Genomic DNA, 16956 nt, shown 5'->3' with positions numbered 1-16956 from the left:
GAATCCCTTCGTTACTCATATGATGACGTGGCGGCACGTCATATGTTTTCATGTTAACTCAGGGAGGGGTTGGGATGAAGTACCATCAAGAGTTTTTACAAAAGAGAATTGCGCGTCTGCGGCGAGCAGCGGGCAAAGGGCCGGCCCCTGACGGATTTCTCTCAAGGAAGTGCGGCCAGCAATGACGGAGATTTCACTGCGCGGGCTTGGGCATCGTTTTCTGCAACTGATCGTCAGCCTCTTCATCCTGCTCTGCATCACCTTCATCATAGGCCGTGTGATGCCGACCGATCCGGTCGGAGCAATCGTCGGCGAGCTTGCCGATCCAAAAGCCTATGAGGCCATGAGGGCGCGGCTTGGCCTTGATCTGCCACTTTATCAGCAGTTCTTCATTTACTTGCGTGGTCTGCTGCATGGGGATTTCGGTATCGCGATCCTGACAGGCAATCCCGTGACGCGCGATCTGGCGCAGGCCTTCCCCGCAACCTTCGAACTCGCGACCCTGGCGATCATCATCTCGACGGTCATCGGCGTTCCCCTCGGTCTTGCAGCAGCCCTGTTTCGCGATACGTTCATCGACAAGTTCGCGCGTGTCTTTGCGCTGGTTGGACATTCGATACCTGTCTTCTGGTTCGGCATTGTCGGGCTCGTCATTTTTTATGCCAGTCTCAATCTTGTCGGAGGGCCCGGCCGGGTGGACGTGTTCTACGAGGGTCTGGTGGAACCCAGAACCGGCCTGATGCTGGTCGACAGCCTGCTTGCGGGCGAGACGGAAATCTTCTGGAACGCGCTCGGACACATCATCCTGCCGGCCGTAATCCTTGCCTATATGGCCATGGCCTATATTACCCGCATGACGAGGGCCTTCACCCTCGAACAGCTGAGCCAGGACTATGTGATCGCGGCGCGGGCAAAAGGTGTCAGTCCCGCACGCACCATAACACGCCATGTACTGCCCAATATCGCCGTGCAGCTCATAACTGTACTGGCAATTTCCTACGGCAATCTGCTGGAAGGCGCCGTGGTGACCGAGATCGTCTTTTCCTGGCCGGGCATCGGCCAATATATGACCAATGCGCTGCTCATCGGCGACATGAATGCGATCCTCGCCGCCACGATCGTCATCGGCTTCATATTCATGTTGCTCAACTTCCTCGCCGATCTGGCCTACACCACGCTTGATCCCCGCACACGGGAGGCCGCACGATGACCGATATCGCGCAAAACAATACCGTTGATCGCCCCGGCGTCCTGTCGCGCCTGTCGACCACAACCGTGCGGACACTTAGGAAACTCGCAGACGAGCCACTTGGGATGTTCGGCTTCGCCATTCTGGCGGTCCTGGTTCTGGTCGCCATTTTCGCTCCGCTCATTGCGCCTTACGATCCTGCCCGCCAGGCGCTCGAAAACGCGCTTCAGCCGCCAAGCTGGGCGCATCTGGCCGGAACCGACGAGTTTGGCCGCGATATTTTCAGCCGGCTCGTCTACGGCACCCGCATCACCATCCAGACCGTCCTGTCGGTCTCGGTCATCGTCGGTCCGATCGGCCTTGCGATTGGCGTCATGGCCGGTTTCTTCGGCGGGCGCACCGATGCCATCTTAATGCGCGCGACCGATATCGTCCTCTCCTTCCCCTCGCTCGTGCTCGCACTTGCCTTTGCGGCAGCGATGGGAGCCGGTCTCGGAACAGCGATCATCGCGATCTCGCTGACGGCGTGGCCACCGATTGCGCGTCTCGCCCGCGCGGAAGCACTGGTGGTGCGAAACACCGATTATGTGGCCGCCGCCCGCCTCTACGGTGCCTCGCCGCTGCGCATCCTGTTTCTCTATATCGCGCCGATGTGCATTCCCTCGGTCATCGTTCGCCTCACGCTGAACATGGCGGGCATCATCCTCACGGCTGCTTCGCTCGGCTTCCTCGGCCTTGGGGCGCAGCCGCCGCTGCCTGAATGGGGTGCGATGATCTCCAGCGGCCGCAAATTCATGCTCGATTACTGGTGGGTCGCCGTCATGCCCGGCATTGCCATCCTGCTGACGAGCCTTGCCTTCAACATCGCCGGCGATACGCTGCGCGACCTTCTGGATCCGCGTCATGCCCGTTCCTGACAGCACTCCCATACTCTCGGTACGCGACCTCAATGTCCGTTTTGGGCGCAATGCCATTTCCGCCGTTTCCAACGTCAATTTCGACGTCGGCCGCGAAAGGGTCGGTATCGTCGGTGAGTCCGGTTCCGGCAAATCCACCACCGGCCGGGCCGCCATGCGCCTTTTGCCAAAGAGCGCGACGGTGACGGCGGAGAAAATGGATTTTCTCGGCGAACCGCTGCTCATAAAAACCGAACGGCAGATGGGCGCGATCCGTGGCAGCGAGATGGCGCTGATCATGCAGGACCCGCGTTATTCGCTGAACCCGGTGCTACCCATCGGCAAACAGGTGGCGGAAGCCGCCGAACTGCATCTGGCGCTTACCGGCCAGGCGGCAAGGGCTGCTGCGCGCGACATGCTGCTGCGCGTACGTATCAACGATCCCGACCGCGTCATGGCGCTTTATCCACACCAGATATCGGGTGGCATGGGGCAGCGGGTGATGATCGCCATGATGCTGCTCGCCAAGCCGAAGCTTGTCATCGCCGACGAACCGACCTCGGCCCTCGATGTCAGCGTGCGCAAGGATGTACTTCTGCTTCTGGACGAGATGGTGCGCGAGAACAATTCCGGCCTGATCCTCATCAGCCACGACATCCGCATGGTGGCGGCGTTCTGCGAACGCGTGATGGTCATGTATGGCGGGCGCGTCGTGGAAACGCTGACGAAGCTTGAAGATGCGCGGCATCCCTATACGCGCGGCCTGATCGCGGCCATGCCCGATCCACGCAATCCGGTCAGGCGCCTCAAGGTGTTGGATCGTCAGGCAATCGATGCGGAGGTGATGCGATGATCACGGTAGACAAGCTCGATGTCGTCTACGGCGCCAAGGAAAAACGTAACCACGTCGTACGCGGCGTCAGCCTTACGGTCAACAAAGGCGAAACCCTCGGAATTGTCGGCGAAAGCGGCTGCGGCAAATCGACCTTGCTGCGCTCGCTGGCAGGTCTGGAGGGTGGCTGGACCGGCTCGATAAGCTTTAATGGAAAACCGGTCGGCAAGACCCGCAGCCGCGACGAACTGAAACTGGCCCAGATGGTGTTTCAGGATCCCTACGGTTCACTGCATCCTCGCCACCGCATCGGTCGGGCTCTGGCCGAGCCCATCCGCGCCATGGGGCTTGGCGACGGCTGGTCGAAGGTTCCCGCCGCCCTGCAACAGGTTGGCCTGCCCGCGCATTTTGCCGAGCGGTTCCCGCATGAACTTTCCGGCGGTCAGCGCCAGCGCGTGGCAATCGCCCGCGCGCTGATCCTCGAACCACCGATCCTGCTGCTCGACGAGCCGACATCCGCGCTCGACGTTTCCATCCAGGCCGAAATCCTCAACCTTCTTGCCGACCAGCGCGAAGAACGCGATCTGACCTTTGTTCTCGTCAGTCACGATCTGGCTGTCATCGCCCATATGTGCGACCGCGTGCTGGTGATGCAGAACGGCGTTTTTGTGGATGAGCTAACCAAGGCCGACCTTGAAGCAGGCGTTACCCATGCCGCCTATTCAGGCGAGCTGTTCGAAAGCAGCTTTCTTTGAGATGATCGGTCGCGGAGATGGCAACGCCGCGGCCGGACCTGTCTGAACGCGCGCCGGGGCTCAGTTCAGCCGATTGCCGTTTTCGTCCGAAAACAGATGAATGCCGTCCAAAGCCGGGGATATCCTTATCTCCTCGCCGACCGCCTGGCCTATGCGTTCGCGAAAAACGCCGAGCACCCGCGAACCACCCAGTGTCATGGTGACCTGCGTTTCCGATCCCAGCGGTTCGACGAGCAGGATCTCGGCCGGTACGCCCGAGGGATCAAGGGCGAGGTGCTCGGGCCGGATGCCATAAGTCGCCCCTTTTCCCGCAAGAGCGGCGGCAGCGGCCGGCAATGGCAAGACCACACCGCCGGTTTCAAAACCGGCTTGCGATATCACGCCGGGCAGAAAATTCATGGAAGGTGAGCCTATGAAGCCGGCAACGAACTGGTTTGCCGGACGGTCGTAAAGTTCGAGCGGCGTGCCGACCTGCTCGACACGGCCGCCGTTCAGCACAACGACCCTGTCAGCCATCGTCATCGCCTCCACCTGGTCATGCGTCACATAGATCGTGGTGGTCCTGAGTTTCTGATGCAAAGCCTTGATCTCGCCACGCATCACGACGCGCAGTTTGGCATCAAGGTTTGAGAGGGGTTCGTCGAACAGGAACACCTGCGGATTGCGAACGATGGCGCGACCCATTGCAACACGCTGGCGCTGACCGCCGGAGAGCTGGCGGGGATAACGGTCGAGCAATGCGGTAAGACCGAGGATCTCCGCCGCCCAGTTCACCTTCTCGGCAATTTCCTGTTTGCTTGAGCCGCGATGCTCCAGCGAAAAGCCCATATTGGTTGCGACCGTCATATGCGGATAAAGAGCGTATGACTGGAACACCATGGCGATGTCGCGGTCCTTGGGATCGAGATCGTTGACGATCCGCTCGCCGATCTTGAGTTCACCACCCGTGATCGTTTCGAGACCGGCGACCATCCGCAGCAGGGTCGACTTGCCGCAGCCGGAGGGTCCGACGAGGACGACAAATTCGCCATCCCTGATATCGAGATCAACGCCGTGAATGGTTTTTACCGCGCCATAGCTTTTGCGGATGTCGGACAGGGTTACATTAGCCATCGATTAAATCCGGTTCTTCAGCCCTTGAGGCCGGTATGGGCGAGGCCTTCGACGAACTGCTTCTGGGCAATCACGAAGACGATGAGCACGGGCAGCGCCGTCAGCGTCGCTGCGGCAAGCTGGATATTCCACATCGGTCCGCCATAGGCGTCGGTATATTGGGTCAGCGCCTGCGGCAGCGTGAACATCTCTGCGCTGGAGAGAAAGACGATGGGCTCAAGGAACAGGTTCCAGGAGTGCAGGAAGGTGAAGATCGCGACCGAGGCCAGCGCTGGTTTTGCCAGCGGCAGCGCGATCTTGCGGAATATCTTGAAGCGCCCGAGACCATCGACACGCGCCGCCTCTTCGAGCTCGGCGGGCAGCGTCACGAAGAACTGCCGCATGACGAAAGTGGCAAAAACACTGGGCGCACCGAAGATCGGCACAAGAATGAGCGGCCAGTGTGTGTTGACCATGCCCGCCTTCAGAAACATCTGAAACAGCGGCACGATCGTGACTTCCGACGGAATGAGCAGGCCAAGCAGCACGACCATGAAAATGAGATTTGCGCCCGGAAACCGGATCCGCGCAAAAGCATAGCCTGCCATGGACGATATGATCATCGTTCCTGCCGTCACCACAGCGGCAATATAGGCGGAATTCCAGTATTGCCGCACGAAAGGCTGCAACTCGAAGACCTTGGAATAGCTCGTCCAGTCCTGGTTTTGCGGGAAGAATTGCGGCGGGAAGGCGAAGATATCGCTGATCGGCTTGATCGATGACGTCACCATCCACCAGGTCGGAAAGACAAACGGGATCAGGAGCACGCACAACACCCCGTAAAGAGCGACTTGCATGCGTGGGGAAAGGTCAGCTTTCATAAAAGACGATCCTCTTGCGCATCTGCCACTGGGCGAAGGTCAGTACGGCGACGACCACAAACAGCAGGATGGACAGCGTCGAGCCGTAGCCGAAGAAATGAAACTGGAAGGCCTGCTGATAGAGGTAATAGACCAGCACCGTGGTCGAGAGACCCGGTCCCCCCTGGGTCAGAACTGCGATCTGCGCAAAAACCTGCAGCGAGCCAACAATCGTAATGATCGAGGTTAACAGGATCGTCGGACTGATCAGCGGCAGGGTAATGCGACGAAACTGCTTGAAGGCGGGCGCGCCATCGATGCGGGCCGCCTCGTAGAGTTCTTTCGGCACACCCTGAAGTGCCGCCAGAAACAGGATCATGTTAAGCCCGACATTCTTGAAGACCTGCACGACGATGACTGAAATCATCGCGGTCGTTTCCTCGCGCAGCCAGTTGGGGCCTTCGATGCCGGCCATCAGCAACATGCCGTTGATGCCGCCATTTTTCTGCAACAGGAACCCCCAGACGATCGTCCAGGCAACCAGCGAAACGACGACCGGCGAGAAGAACAGCGTCCTGAATATCACGATGCCAGCCAGTTTCTGGTTCAGCAATACGGCCAGAAGCAGCGCCAATGAAAGGTTGAACACGACGAGCCCGGCCGAAAAAATCGCCGTCGCGCCAAGGACTTCGCGAAGATTGCTGTCCTCGACCAACATCCGGTAGTTCTGCGCACCCGTATAGGTGAAGGTGTTGGCGAGCACATTCCATTCATGCAGCGAATACCAGAACACCAGCCCGAGCGGGATCAGAACGAAGATGACGATGCCGATCAGCTGCGGGGCGATGAACAGGAATCCCGCAAGGCTGTCGCGCCGCGCGATGGTCCAGAGCGCCGAGGCCGGACGATCCTGAGTACGGGCAATATCCTGCGCGACAGCCATGGTTTTCTCCTCAGCGCTTCAAGAGCGGCCCGATCTGGCCGCAGATTTTTTGAAGCGCACCGGCCACATCGGCCTGCGGCCGCCAGACGGCGTCAAGGTTCGAACGCACGATCTGCTGGATCTGCGCAAAACCGGTGTGGCCGGGCATGACCTTGCCAGTCGCGATGCCGGAGATGACAACCTTTTCGATCTGCTCCTCGCTGAGAAGCGGGTTCGTCTTTTTCAGCACCTGCGCATTCAGCAAAGACTTGCGCGCTGAAGGGAAGAACTGGCTGAGTTTGGCGGAATTTTCCGGATTGGTCATGTGAGCCACGAATTGCGCCGCGGTCTCGGCATTCTTTCCTGATTGCATGACGCCGATACCCGCCTGGCCGATCAGCGCATAATCGCCCGCAGGGCCCTTCGGAAGAGGCACGAGGTCCCAGCCAAATGGCTTGTCCTTCGGCAGAAGCGAGGCACGGCTGATCTGCGTAATCGTCATCGCCGCATTGCCAGCAAAGAAATCGACCGTCTCGCCGGGGCCCGGAATGGCCTTCTTGTCGAAGATGGCGTCGTGGATGAACGAAATGGCGGCCGCCATCGGCTTTTCCGCCATGGTGCAGTTCGCGCCGTCAGCGCTCCAGGGTGAAGCCCCCCAGCCATTCCAGACGGAAGTGAGATATTGCCAGCTCTGGTAATTGAAATCGCGGACGACAAGCCCGCCCTTTCCGGTCTTGGCGACAGCCGACGCGGTTGCGATGGCATTCTCCCACGTCCATTCGCCGGCAGCGATCATGTCAGCAGGGGTCTTGGCACCGGCAGCCTTGATGAGATCGTTATTGACGAAGACGGCGAAGGGCGAGGTCGAAAACGGATAGGCGTAAAGCGTACCGTCCTGCGACCAGCGTTCCGTGGCGCCGGCACCCACCTCCTCAAGATTATATCCCGGCGCAGCCTTCAGTGTGTCCGTCAGCGGGTAGAGCGCCCCGGACTTGACGAAATCATAAGCCGACGTCTCGAAAATCCAGGCCATGTCAGGTGCGTTGCCGCCCGCGATCTGTGTGGTGAGTGCAGTCGTGTAGGTATCGAAAGGCAGGGACTCATAAGTCACGCTGACATTTGGATGATCCTTCTTGAAACCGGCTGCGATCTCGTTGAAGAGCTTGAGATGCGCCTCGTTGGCGCTCCAGATCGTCATGCGCAGATTAACCGCATCCTGCGCAACCGCTCCGCCCGCAAGCGCAAGCGAGCCGACCAGGGCAAGCGCACATGCCGTGGATTTCAGTTTAAAATGATTGTTCATTCCCGGTCCTCCTCCAAAGATGGGTTCGATGAGACGGCAAACCGCCGTCCTAATAGGCCGCGATATCAGGCCAGCGTATTTCGATGCCCTGACGGGTCAGCTGCGTCTGGAAGGCTTCCAGGCGGTCATCGTCTTCCTGCACCTGATGTGGCGTGAGGCCATTTTCCAGGCAGTGCGCCGCAAGCATCCCGGCCACTTCGCCGATGTTCCATTCGACCGGATGCAGGCGGTAGCAACCATTGGTAATATGCGTCGTGCCGATGTTCTTGCCGGCCGGGATGAGATTTTTCACCCGCTGCGGGATCAGCGCACCGAGCGGAATTTCAAACGGGCAGGATGGCACGTCGATGTAGTTGTCGCCGCCTGTCGATGGATGCAGGTCGATGCGGTACATGCCGATACCGATGCTGTCGCGATAGCGGACCGCGCCTCTTTCGCCGCGAACCGTGTAGGAAAGATCCTGCTCGACGATGCGCGTCACCGGCTTGATACGGCGGCTTTCGCGAATGTAGGGCGCCATGGCAAGCCCATGGTCGGTGCCGGTGATATCGCCACGCAGCCGAAGCCCGCGGAACCCCTGCCCGCCATCAAGGCGCGGCGCTTCCGTCTGCAGCCAGTAAAAGACCGAATAAGAAAGATCTGCCGCCGCCTTCAGGTGGCGCGCCTTTTCTTCCTCGGTCACATCGATGATCGTCCCATCCATGTAATCGATCATCGGCCAATTCACGAGGCAGATATCCGATTGGTAGAAGCCGGGCGCAAAGTTCTTCCGTGCCGCGATGCGCCGGAAAATCCAGAGATTCTCATCACCGCCGCCCTTTCGCTGGTCGGCATCGACGAGCAGCGGGTTATCATCGGGATTTGGCGTGAAGGAGCGGGTGGTATGCTCCAGCGTGCGCGGATGCGGCGCGGTGAAGCCGAGGAGCGGACCACCCCAGAAATGCGGCTGATAAGAGCGCCAATAGTCGTAGTTCTCAGGCTTGTCGATCGTCTGGTCGCCTTCGACATGGTCAATGGCAAAGCAGATTGAGACAGCCTGCACATTGTCCGGTTGAGCGTGCTCTGGCGCGCTCGGTTCTTCCGTGTCCGACTGCGCCTCAAAACCCTTGGCATATTCCGTGCCGGTCATCGGCAGCAGATCGCCAAGTTCGGTGGCGTCGAGTACGTAATCGGCGGATATGACGACTTCAGCGCCGCTATCGCGATGGCGGACGGTCACGGAGCGAACCCGGTCGCCGTCCACATCGGCCCCGACGGGACGCCAGGGCTTGAGTATCGTCAGGCGACCTGCGCCAATATAGGGCATCAGCATGCATTCCATGACCGCGAGGCTGACACGCGGCTCGGCGCAGATGCGGCTCACCCATCCGCCGCCCGGATTAAGGTCGCCCCACGCGCGCGCGCCTTCCGTCAGCGGATAATGGTCTCGATAATATTGCCGCACACCGTTGCGCAGCGCCCGGTAGGACCGGGTGATGCCGAATTGTTCGACCCATGTATGCTCGTCCGAGGGAACAGCCTGACTGGTCAATTGGCCGCCGATCCAGTCGTATTCTTCGGTCATGATCACGCGTTTGCCCGCTCGTGCGGCCGCCAGTGCCGCCGCTACGCCGCCAAGGCCGCCACCGACCACGAGAATATCTGTTTTCATGTCTTTCACGACGTCACATCCGTATTGTTGACTGAGGACTTGGTTGCCGAGCCGGTCGGGGCCGGCCCCAACGTCTCTCCCTTGACGGGTTCACATTTGAGAAGGATCTGCCCACCGGCGCTGCCGGTCTCGATGCGGTTGACCAGCATGGCGGTTGCCTGCCGCCCCATCTCCTCGCGCGGAATTTCATAGGAGGTGAAACGCACGGGACTGCGTGCGGCCCTGATATGACTGCCAAGCACGATCATCGAAAATGCGTCCGGCACGACAAGCCCCCTCGCCCGCGCCAGCGCCTCGACGCGCACGGCATCGGCCAATTCTATGAAGAAGGCGACTGTGGCCCCGCTCTCAATGATGGCATCAAGTATTTTCTCGGCCGGGCGGTTGACCGCCTTGATATGCAGGGCAATCGTGGCCGCATCTGCGAGCGCCGCGCTGAAACCTTGCCAGCGATCGGCAATCGATTCTGCTGGACCATGCGGGCCGATATAGGCAAGCTTGGTGTGTCCCAGCGCGATGGCGTCTTCGACGAGCTGACGCGTGCCCGCAGCGTAGTCGCCGCCGACATAGGGAACCGGACCACCGGCATCTTCACGCCGGCCGATCGCGACGAAGGGATAGTCTTCCGAAACCAGCCGGGCGAGTTCCTTGCGATCGAACTCGCGGCCGAGAACCAGACAGCCGTCCGCAATCCGAAGCCTGTTGCCTTCCGAGAAAATCTTGCGGTTATCGCCGACACCGGCGCTCGTCAGCAGCAGAAGATCATAAGCCTGCTGCTGCGCCTCTTCTTCGATGCCCAGCAGGAAGGGCGTGAAGAAGTCAGCCTGGGCGCTCGGGAATGCTGGCTCATAGGTGAAAACGCCGAGGATCCGGTTCAGCCCCTTGGCCATGCGCCGCGCAATCGGATCGGCAACATAACCGGTCTGGCGAATGACGGCCTGCACCCTTTCCCGGGTTTCGTCCGGGATGCGCGCGACCGCTGCCGGCGCGCCGTTCAGAACAAGCGACACCGTTGCCTGGCTGACGCCGGCAAGCTTGGCAATATCGTTCTGCGTGAGACGTCTGTGACTGGACACGCCATGCCCTCCTCCGGCGTCCGTTCCCTGCTAATACGTATTAGCAGCTAATGCGTATTAGCACGATCTCCGCGTAGGGAGTCAAGCGATAAAGTGCATTCGCTGAAAGGGTCGCAGATTATCACGAGCCTGCGCTGCAACGGCAAAACGCGGCAGAAACGGCAATGTCAGCTGTAAAAAACAGCGGTCGGCCCGGATTTACGGACCCGAGGGTGCTTTTTCGCCCGCAAGCTTCTGCTCAAGCAACCAGGTCCACATCGCCTCGTCGTTCAGCACCTTTCCCTCGACCGCCTGATGGTCCGTGTCCTCAAGCACGGTGAGCCGAACATTGCGTTTCAGCTCCTTAAGACGTTGCACGAGCACCACTGTATCGGACAGCGGGATCACCTCGTCATCTGCACCATGAAAGGCCCAGAAAGCCGCCTTCTCGTTCGTTCGATTGAGGTAGTGCCGAACGCCGCCGCCGGCAATCGGAACCACCGCGGCGAAAGTTTGAGGAAACTGCTCTGCCATGGACCATGCGCCGAACCCTCCCCGGCTATAGCCGATCAGATAGATCCGTTCCCGATCCACCCGGTGGTTGGCCACCACCGCCTCAAGAACGCTTGCAACACGCTCGATCGGGTAAAGTAGTTCCTCGCTCGGATTTTGCGGTGAAAACACCAGGAAGGGAAACTCACGTCCCTCCTCAATCATTTTCGGCAAGCCGCTCGACCGTAGCTTTTCGACGTCGCTGCCGCCCTGATCGCCGCCATGCAGCCAGACGACAAGAGGATAGGTCTTGTTCGAGCCGGCGTAATCCTTGGGCGTATAAAGCAGGTAGTTGATGTCAGAAGCGATGGTGACATCGGATTTCATCGCTTTCTGCTCGGCCTGTGCAAATGTCGAGGCAGCGATTGCGGCCAGAGCGATCAGGTAGAATTTAAGTCGTCTCATGATTTTTTCCTCCCAGTGTATAAGCCTCTTCCGGGGTAATGACCCTTAAATCCGATAGGGTTCAACGCTCCCGGAAAAGCAGAAAAAGCGCCTCGGAAAACATGAAATATCCCTTTATTCAAACCAATGAGACAAGCGCCTCATCTGATTTCCGGCGATGCGACGACAGCATATCCGCTTCCGCTCCTGAGGCAACATTCGCGGAAGAGACTTCGGAAACCGAACTATCAGGTAATGGCGCCAACCGGACTTGTGCAGCAAGGCCTTCACGTTCAGCATTTGTTCTGGCTTGATGTTTGAGTCTTTGCTAATCATTGCGGTACGAACGCGAAACGGCGGCGCAGGCTCAGTCGCCCGCCGTTTTCGGGCAGGCAACTTCGCCTAGAACAGATATCGAGGATTAGTGCAGGATGGCGGTTGCCTATCTGGAAAAACTGAACGAGCAACAACGCAAGGCCGTGGAACATGGTGTTGGACTGGTGGATGGACATGTCGCCGGTCCGCTTCTGATTATCGCCGGCGCCGGTTCGGGCAAGACCAATACGCTGGCTCACCGTGTTGCGCATCTTATCGTGAATGGCGCCGATCCCCGCCGAATCCTGCTGATGACATTCTCACGGCGCGCAGCCTCCGAGATGGCGCGCCGTGTCGAACGGATATGCAAGCAGGTCCTCGGGGCAAACTCGGCAATCATGACGGATGCATTGGCCTGGTCGGGCACGTTTCACGGCATTGGTGCACGGCTGTTGCGCATCTATGCCGAGCAGATCGGCCTCAACATCGATTTCACCATCCACGACCGCGAAGACAGCGCCGACCTCATGAACCTTGCCCGGCATGAGCTAGGTTTTTCCAAAACCGAAAGCCGCTTTCCGACAAAGGGCACCTGTCTTGCGATCTATTCGCGCGTCGTAAATTCCCAGACGCCGCTCAAGGACATCTTGCGCCAGCATTATCCCTGGGTTGCGAACTGGGAAAGCGAACTCAAGGAACTGTTCGCGGCCTATGTCGAGGCCAAGCAGGTCCAGAACGTGCTCGATTACGACGATCTTCTGCTCTACTGGGCCCAGATGGTCAGCGACCCCGTTCTGGCTGATGATATAGGCAACCGCTTCGACCATGTGATGGTCGATGAATATCAGGATACCAACCGGCTGCAGGCTTCGGTGCTGATGGCGCTAAAGCCAGGTGGCCGCGGGTTGACCGTGGTAGGCGACGATGCGCAGTCGATTTATTCTTTCCGTGCGGCGACGGTGCGAAACATCCTCGATTTTCCGGCTTCCTTCAGCCCGGCGGCCGATATCATCACGCTGGACCGCAACTATCGCTCGACGCAGCCGATCCTTGCGGCCGCCAACGGGGTCATTGATCTCGCGCGCGAGCGCTTCACCAAGAACCTCTGGACCGAACGGGTATCGCTCGAGCGCCCAAGGCTCGTCACGGTGAAGGATGAAACCGAGCAGGCGAATTTCATCATCGACCAGATCCTCGCCAATCGCGAAAGCGGCATGACGCTGAAACAGCAGGCCGTGCTGTTCCGCACCTCCAGCCATAGCGGCCCGCTCGAGGTGGAACTGACCCGCCGCAACATCCCTTTCGTCAAATTCGGCGGCCTGAAATTCCTCGACAGCGCCCATGTGAAGGACATGCTGGCCGTGCTGCGTTTCGCACAGAACCCGCGCGACCGCGTCGCCGGTTTCCGGCTGCTGCAGATGCTGCCAGGCATCGGACCAAAAAAGGCTGGCAATATTCTCGATGCGATTTCGACAGACCCAGAGCCGCTGCTTGCCCTCGCCGAAATTCCGCCGCCACCGAAAACCGGCGATGACTGGGCAGCCTTCACGCAAATGCTGGTGGGCCTGCGGCAGGCGCCGCATGACTGGCCGGGCCAGATCGGGCAGGCTCGGATTTGGTACGAGCCGCATCTCGAACGCCTGCATGAGGATGCGGACACCCGCAAGGCTGATCTGCTGCAGCTCGAGCAGATCGCCGGCGGTTACCCCTCAAGCGAACGCTTCCTGACCGAACTGACACTCGACCCGCCCGACGCCACCAGCGATCAGGCAGGCGTCCCGCTGCTCGACGAGGATTATCTGAGCCTCTCGACCATTCATTCCGCCAAAGGCCAGGAGTGGCGCTCCGTCTTCATCCTCAATGTGGTCGACGGCTGCATCCCCTCCGACCTCGGCGTCGGCACCACCCAGGAACTGGAGGAGGAACGCCGGCTGCTCTATGTCGCCATGACCCGCGCCAAGGACAGCCTGTTGCTGATCACGCCGCAACGATTCTTCACTGGTGGGCAGAGCCAGCAGGGAGACAGGCATGTTTACGCCGCCAGAACCCGCTTCATACCGGCGACCTTGCTGCAGTTTTTTGAGACGATGACCTGGCCACTCGTTTCAGCCGCCGCTTCGGAACGCAGCGCGCAGCAGATCCGGATTGATGTGGGTGCGCGGATGAGGGCTATGTGGAAGTAGGTTTTCGTTCCAGTCGCTCGGCATCTGGGGCAAACTAGTGTCCATCCTTAGAAGCGTGTGGTTATTGAGGGCTATCGGCTTATGGCTTTGACTGCAAAAATGCTTTTCTCATGACCTGCATTTGCTCACCCCGAGACGGTCGATTGAATAGCCCCGAGTTTCGTAGACACCCTCGGGTTAGATTTTCTTCTGCTTCTCGAACTCGACGGGCGACAGCATCCCGTTCCTGACGTGTTTGCGTTTCGGGTTATAGAACATTTCGATGTAGTCGAACACGTCCTGGCGTGCTTCATCGCGTGAACGGTAAACCCTGCGACGTATCCTCTCTCGTTTCAGAAGATTGAAGAAGCTCTCGGCCACCGCATTGTCATGGCAGTTGCCGCGTCGGCTCATCGAGTGAACCAGATTGTGGTGCCTGAGGAACGCGGCCCAGTCCATGCTGGTAAACTGCGAGCCCTGATCCGAGTGGATCAGCACCTTGTCTCTCGGTTTGCGTCGCCACACCGCCATGAGCAGCGCCTGCAATACGACGTCCGTGGTCTGTCGGCTCTGCACTGCCCAGCCGATGACCCGGCGAGAATAGAGGTCGATGACAACCGCAAGGTAAGCGAAACCTTCGCAGGTTCGAATGTAAGTGATGTCCGTGACCCAGGCCTTGTCCGGAGCTGCTACGTCGAATTGCCGGTCGAGCTTATTATCGACGACGACAGACGGTCTGCCGCCATAGATGCCGGGACGGCGTTTGTAGCCGATCTGCGCCTTTATTCCGGCGAGACGCGTCAGGCGCGCGACCCGGTTCGGGCAGCACATCTCTCCCTGATCGAGGAGGTCGTCGTGCAGCTTGCGATAACCGTAGACCTTGCCGCTCTCTTCCCATGCCTTCAGGAGCAGATCGGTCTGTCGCTTGTCCTCATTGGCTCGCCTGCTCAGCGGGTTCTTCAGCCAGGTGTAAAATCCACTCGGGTGAACCCGCAGAAGGCGGCACATCGTCCGCACCGAAAACTGCAAGCGATGCAAAGCAATGAACGCGTACTTCACTTTGCATCCCTGGCGAAATACGCGGCCGCTTTCCTAAGAAACACATTCTGCAGCAATCATGGGTTCGAGTTGATAGCCCAGAGACCGGGCGCGGCGCTGGAGGTTGGCAATGACGCGGCCTCGGTGTCGCTCGTCATAGGCCGCAGCGCCTGGATCGCGGTATATCACTCGAAACCGCAGTGCATTATAGAACAGGACTGCAATCTTGCGTGCCGTCGCTGTCACCGCTTTCTGCTTTCCGATACGCCCGGCCAACCGGCGGTAAAACGCACCGAGGGCAGTGTCACTTCGCCCGATCGTGGTTGCGGCCAATCGCAACAGTGCCGCCGCTCGACTGGACGACCGACGTGTTCGCGATGATAGAACTTTGCCTCCCGAGATCTTGTTGCCCGGGGCGAGGCAGAGCCATGATGTAAAGTGCTTGGCGGTTGGCCATGCCCGCAAATCCGTTCCGCACTCGCCGATGAGCTTGAGTGCGAGCGAAGAGCCGAGGCCGTGAATCTGGGTCAAATCTGCTCCCGTAAGGCCGTATAGTGCGGCTCGGACATCGAAGGACGGCGCATTCGTCTGCTTGGTCTTCGTCCGGATTTTTGGCAGCGGCGCAAGCGGGGCTTCAGGCTCGGCGGTCATGGAAGCAATCGATGCCTCCAGCTTGCGGTCGCATTCAATCATCTTTAGCTGATAGAAGTCGTAAAGCTGCAGCGATTGGGAAAGCGCAAAAACATGCTCATCACGATCGTTACCGATCAGCGATGCTCTGATCGTGTCGACAGAGGAGTGGCAGCGAACATCGCGCAATGATGCCAGGACGTCGGGATCGCGCTCGCCGGCGACAATCGCCCGTATGATCTTCATGCCTGTTACGCCGGTGATGTCGGAGACGACATGATGGAGCTGCAGGTTCATCTCCATCAAGGCCTTCTGCATATGCTGGATATGGGCGGCCGCATACTCGACCAGCCGTTCTCGCTGACGCAGATAGGCACGCAGCGTTGCGATCTGGGCATTCGGCCGAAAGCTTCCGCGCAGCAGGCCATAAGAATGCAGCTGGCGCAGCCATGCCGCATCATTGACGTCGGTCTTCCGCCCCGGGACGTTCTTCGCGTAGCGTGCATTGACCAGGATCACCTCAAAGCCGTGCTGCTCCAGGATCTCGAATGCCGGTATCCAGTAGACGCCGGTCGATTCCATCGCCACGCTTGTGACGCCACAGGATCTGAACCAGGCGGCGAGATCATGCAGGTCATGGGTGAAGGTGCCAAAGGCTCGGATTGGCATATCGTCGCTGTTCGGATTGACGGCCGCCATGTGCATCGTGGACCCGATGTCGATAGCAGCTGCGCCGGGGTTCATACGGGTGAGGTTCTGCGGCGCGGATGATTTTGTCTTGGGCATGGCTTCTCCTCCTTCGGTTCAGGAGGGGCTGGCCTGTGCAAGTTCGTCATTTTCCTAACCGGGATCGCCGTCGAAGCCGCGTCACCACTCTCAAGTTCGCAACAGCCCATGTGCCACGTTTTTTAACGGGGTCGAAAGCCTCCAATAAGCAGTCGGCAACTCCCCTCCGGCCGGAAGCTTAGCACGACCTGTTTCTACAGCGCACAGGCGGACCAAAGCCCGTGATCGTTTTTTAGGATATCGCGTTCCTCAGTGACGCGAGCCAGTTCCTTCTTCAGCCGCCTGATCTCCTCGGCCTCGTCGTTGCCCTTGGAGTGCGACCCAGCAAACTTCTTCTTCCATTCATAAGCGAATGCTGGCTGACGCCGAGACGCTGCGACACCTCAGCCACCGGATAGCCACGCTCCGTGATCTGCCGCACCGCGTCACGCTTAAACTCTTCGCTGAAATTCGATTTGCCCATGATGCTCTTCTTGCCTCAAAATTAGGAAAGAAGGCGTCTACAAATCTCGGGGCTATTCATAGCGACTAAGG

13 protein-coding genes and 2 pseudogenes are annotated in these 16956 nt (G+C 59.3%); 5 read left to right on the top strand and 10 right to left on the bottom strand.

All coding sequences use genetic code 11. The features are described 5' to 3' along the window. Window positions 1-181 precede the first annotated feature (181 nt). From EYD00_RS22295 to EYD00_RS22280, 4 genes are read left to right on the top strand one after another with little or no spacing between them, the layout of a single operon-like run. Entirely contained in the window at window positions 182-1210 is a 1029-nt protein-coding gene (locus EYD00_RS22295; RefSeq protein WP_034497997.1) for an ABC transporter permease, read from the top strand. Next, complete coding sequence (locus EYD00_RS22290) at window positions 1207-2106, top strand: ABC transporter permease (protein ID WP_034497999.1); 900 nt, start codon at window positions 1207-1209, stop codon at window positions 2104-2106. Before EYD00_RS22295 ends, EYD00_RS22290 begins: the two co-directional genes overlap by 4 nt. Further along, window positions 2093-2938 (top strand): ABC transporter ATP-binding protein, encoded by an 846-nt coding sequence (locus tag EYD00_RS22285; protein ID WP_034498000.1) that lies wholly within the window; start codon window positions 2093-2095, stop codon window positions 2936-2938. The genes EYD00_RS22290 and EYD00_RS22285 overlap by 14 nt, the downstream gene beginning before the upstream one ends. Continuing rightward, window positions 2935-3672: an ABC transporter ATP-binding protein gene (locus EYD00_RS22280; RefSeq protein ID WP_034498002.1), complete on the top strand. Its 738-nt coding sequence runs from the start codon at window positions 2935-2937 to the stop codon at window positions 3670-3672. Before EYD00_RS22285 ends, EYD00_RS22280 begins: the two co-directional genes overlap by 4 nt. A 60-nt stretch (window positions 3673-3732) precedes the next feature. Here EYD00_RS22280 and EYD00_RS22275 read toward each other — a convergent pair whose 3' ends face one another. From EYD00_RS22275 to EYD00_RS22245, 7 genes are all read right to left on the bottom strand, one after another. Beyond that, complete coding sequence (locus EYD00_RS22275) at window positions 3733-4785, bottom strand: ABC transporter ATP-binding protein (RefSeq protein ID WP_034498004.1); 1053 nt, start codon at window positions 4783-4785, stop codon at window positions 3733-3735. A gap of 17 nt (window positions 4786-4802) precedes the next feature. After that, window positions 4803-5645, bottom strand: coding sequence for a carbohydrate ABC transporter permease (locus tag EYD00_RS22270; protein ID WP_006697331.1), 843 nt, complete (start codon window positions 5643-5645; stop codon window positions 4803-4805). Beyond that, window positions 5635-6567, bottom strand: coding sequence for a carbohydrate ABC transporter permease (locus EYD00_RS22265; protein WP_034498006.1), 933 nt, complete (start codon window positions 6565-6567; stop codon window positions 5635-5637). Before EYD00_RS22265 ends, EYD00_RS22270 begins: the two co-directional genes overlap by 11 nt. Window positions 6568-6577: 10 nt before the next feature. Then, entirely contained in the window at window positions 6578-7849 is a 1272-nt protein-coding gene (locus EYD00_RS22260) for an ABC transporter substrate-binding protein (protein ID WP_034498008.1), read from the bottom strand. Window positions 7850-7898: 49 nt separating this feature from the next. Beyond that, the gene (locus EYD00_RS22255; RefSeq protein WP_034498010.1) at window positions 7899-9500 is read right to left on the bottom strand and encodes an FAD-dependent oxidoreductase; all 1602 of its coding nucleotides are present in this window, start codon (window positions 9498-9500) and stop codon (window positions 7899-7901) included. Window positions 9501-9505: 5 nt separating this feature from the next. Continuing rightward, the gene (locus tag EYD00_RS22250; protein WP_034498012.1) at window positions 9506-10576 is read right to left on the bottom strand and encodes a LacI family DNA-binding transcriptional regulator; all 1071 of its coding nucleotides are present in this window, start codon (window positions 10574-10576) and stop codon (window positions 9506-9508) included. Window positions 10577-10774: 198 nt separating this feature from the next. Further along, a complete protein-coding gene (locus EYD00_RS22245) occupies window positions 10775-11512 on the bottom strand; it encodes a carboxylesterase family protein (RefSeq protein WP_034498014.1) in 738 nt (245 codons plus the stop codon). 410 nt (window positions 11513-11922) lie between these two features. On the opposite strand from EYD00_RS22245, the gene EYD00_RS22240 reads away from it, so the two are divergent. Continuing rightward, window positions 11923-13989, top strand: coding sequence for an ATP-dependent helicase (locus EYD00_RS22240; RefSeq protein ID WP_034498016.1), 2067 nt, complete (start codon window positions 11923-11925; stop codon window positions 13987-13989). A 177-nt stretch (window positions 13990-14166) separates the two neighbouring features. On the opposite strand, the pseudogene EYD00_RS22235 reads toward EYD00_RS22240, so the two are convergent. From EYD00_RS22235 to EYD00_RS26450, 3 genes and pseudogenes are all read right to left on the bottom strand, one after another. Beyond that, a pseudogene (locus EYD00_RS22235) lies at window positions 14167-15060 on the bottom strand (IS3 family transposase); the annotation flags it as partial. Next, entirely contained in the window at window positions 15061-16422 is a 1362-nt protein-coding gene (locus EYD00_RS22230; RefSeq protein ID WP_034498021.1) for an IS110 family RNA-guided transposase, read from the bottom strand. A gap of 338 nt (window positions 16423-16760) precedes the next feature. Continuing rightward, window positions 16761-16885, bottom strand: a pseudogene (locus EYD00_RS26450) (transposase); the annotation flags it as partial. Window positions 16886-16956: the final 71 nt, after the last annotated feature.

Source organism: Agrobacterium sp. 33MFTa1.1 (genome assembly GCF_004328495.1).
GTDB lineage: Bacteria > Pseudomonadota > Alphaproteobacteria > Rhizobiales > Rhizobiaceae > Agrobacterium > Agrobacterium pusense.
Note: the sequence above shows the minus strand (reverse complement) of the source record. Positions and strands in the feature narration are given on the sequence as shown.

Excerpts from the sequence above, each read along its gene's own strand:
- EYD00_RS22290 (WP_034497999.1), top strand. The coding sequence starts at position 1,207 with ATGACCGATATCGCGCAAAACAATACCGTTGATCGCCCCGGCGTCCTG.
- EYD00_RS22285 (WP_034498000.1), top strand. The coding sequence starts at position 2,093 with ATGCCCGTTCCTGACAGCACTCCCATACTCTCGGTACGCGACCTCAAT.
- EYD00_RS22265 (WP_034498006.1), bottom strand. The coding sequence starts at position 6,567 with ATGGCTGTCGCGCAGGATATTGCCCGTACTCAGGATCGTCCGGCCTCG.
- EYD00_RS22240 (WP_034498016.1), top strand. The coding sequence starts at position 11,923 with ATGGCGGTTGCCTATCTGGAAAAACTGAACGAGCAACAACGCAAGGCC.
- EYD00_RS22230 (WP_034498021.1), bottom strand. The coding sequence starts at position 16,422 with ATGCCCAAGACAAAATCATCCGCGCCGCAGAACCTCACCCGTATGAAC.
- EYD00_RS22275 (WP_034498004.1), bottom strand. The coding sequence starts at position 4,785 with ATGGCTAATGTAACCCTGTCCGACATCCGCAAAAGCTATGGCGCGGTA.
- EYD00_RS22295 (WP_034497997.1), top strand. The coding sequence starts at position 182 with ATGACGGAGATTTCACTGCGCGGGCTTGGGCATCGTTTTCTGCAACTG.
- EYD00_RS22270 (WP_006697331.1), bottom strand. The coding sequence starts at position 5,645 with ATGAAAGCTGACCTTTCCCCACGCATGCAAGTCGCTCTTTACGGGGTG.
- EYD00_RS22280 (WP_034498002.1), top strand. The coding sequence starts at position 2,935 with ATGATCACGGTAGACAAGCTCGATGTCGTCTACGGCGCCAAGGAAAAA.
- EYD00_RS22245 (WP_034498014.1), bottom strand. The coding sequence starts at position 11,512 with ATGAGACGACTTAAATTCTACCTGATCGCTCTGGCCGCAATCGCTGCC.
- EYD00_RS22255 (WP_034498010.1), bottom strand. The coding sequence starts at position 9,500 with ATGAAAACAGATATTCTCGTGGTCGGTGGCGGCCTTGGCGGCGTAGCG.
- EYD00_RS22260 (WP_034498008.1), bottom strand. The coding sequence starts at position 7,849 with ATGAACAATCATTTTAAACTGAAATCCACGGCATGTGCGCTTGCCCTG.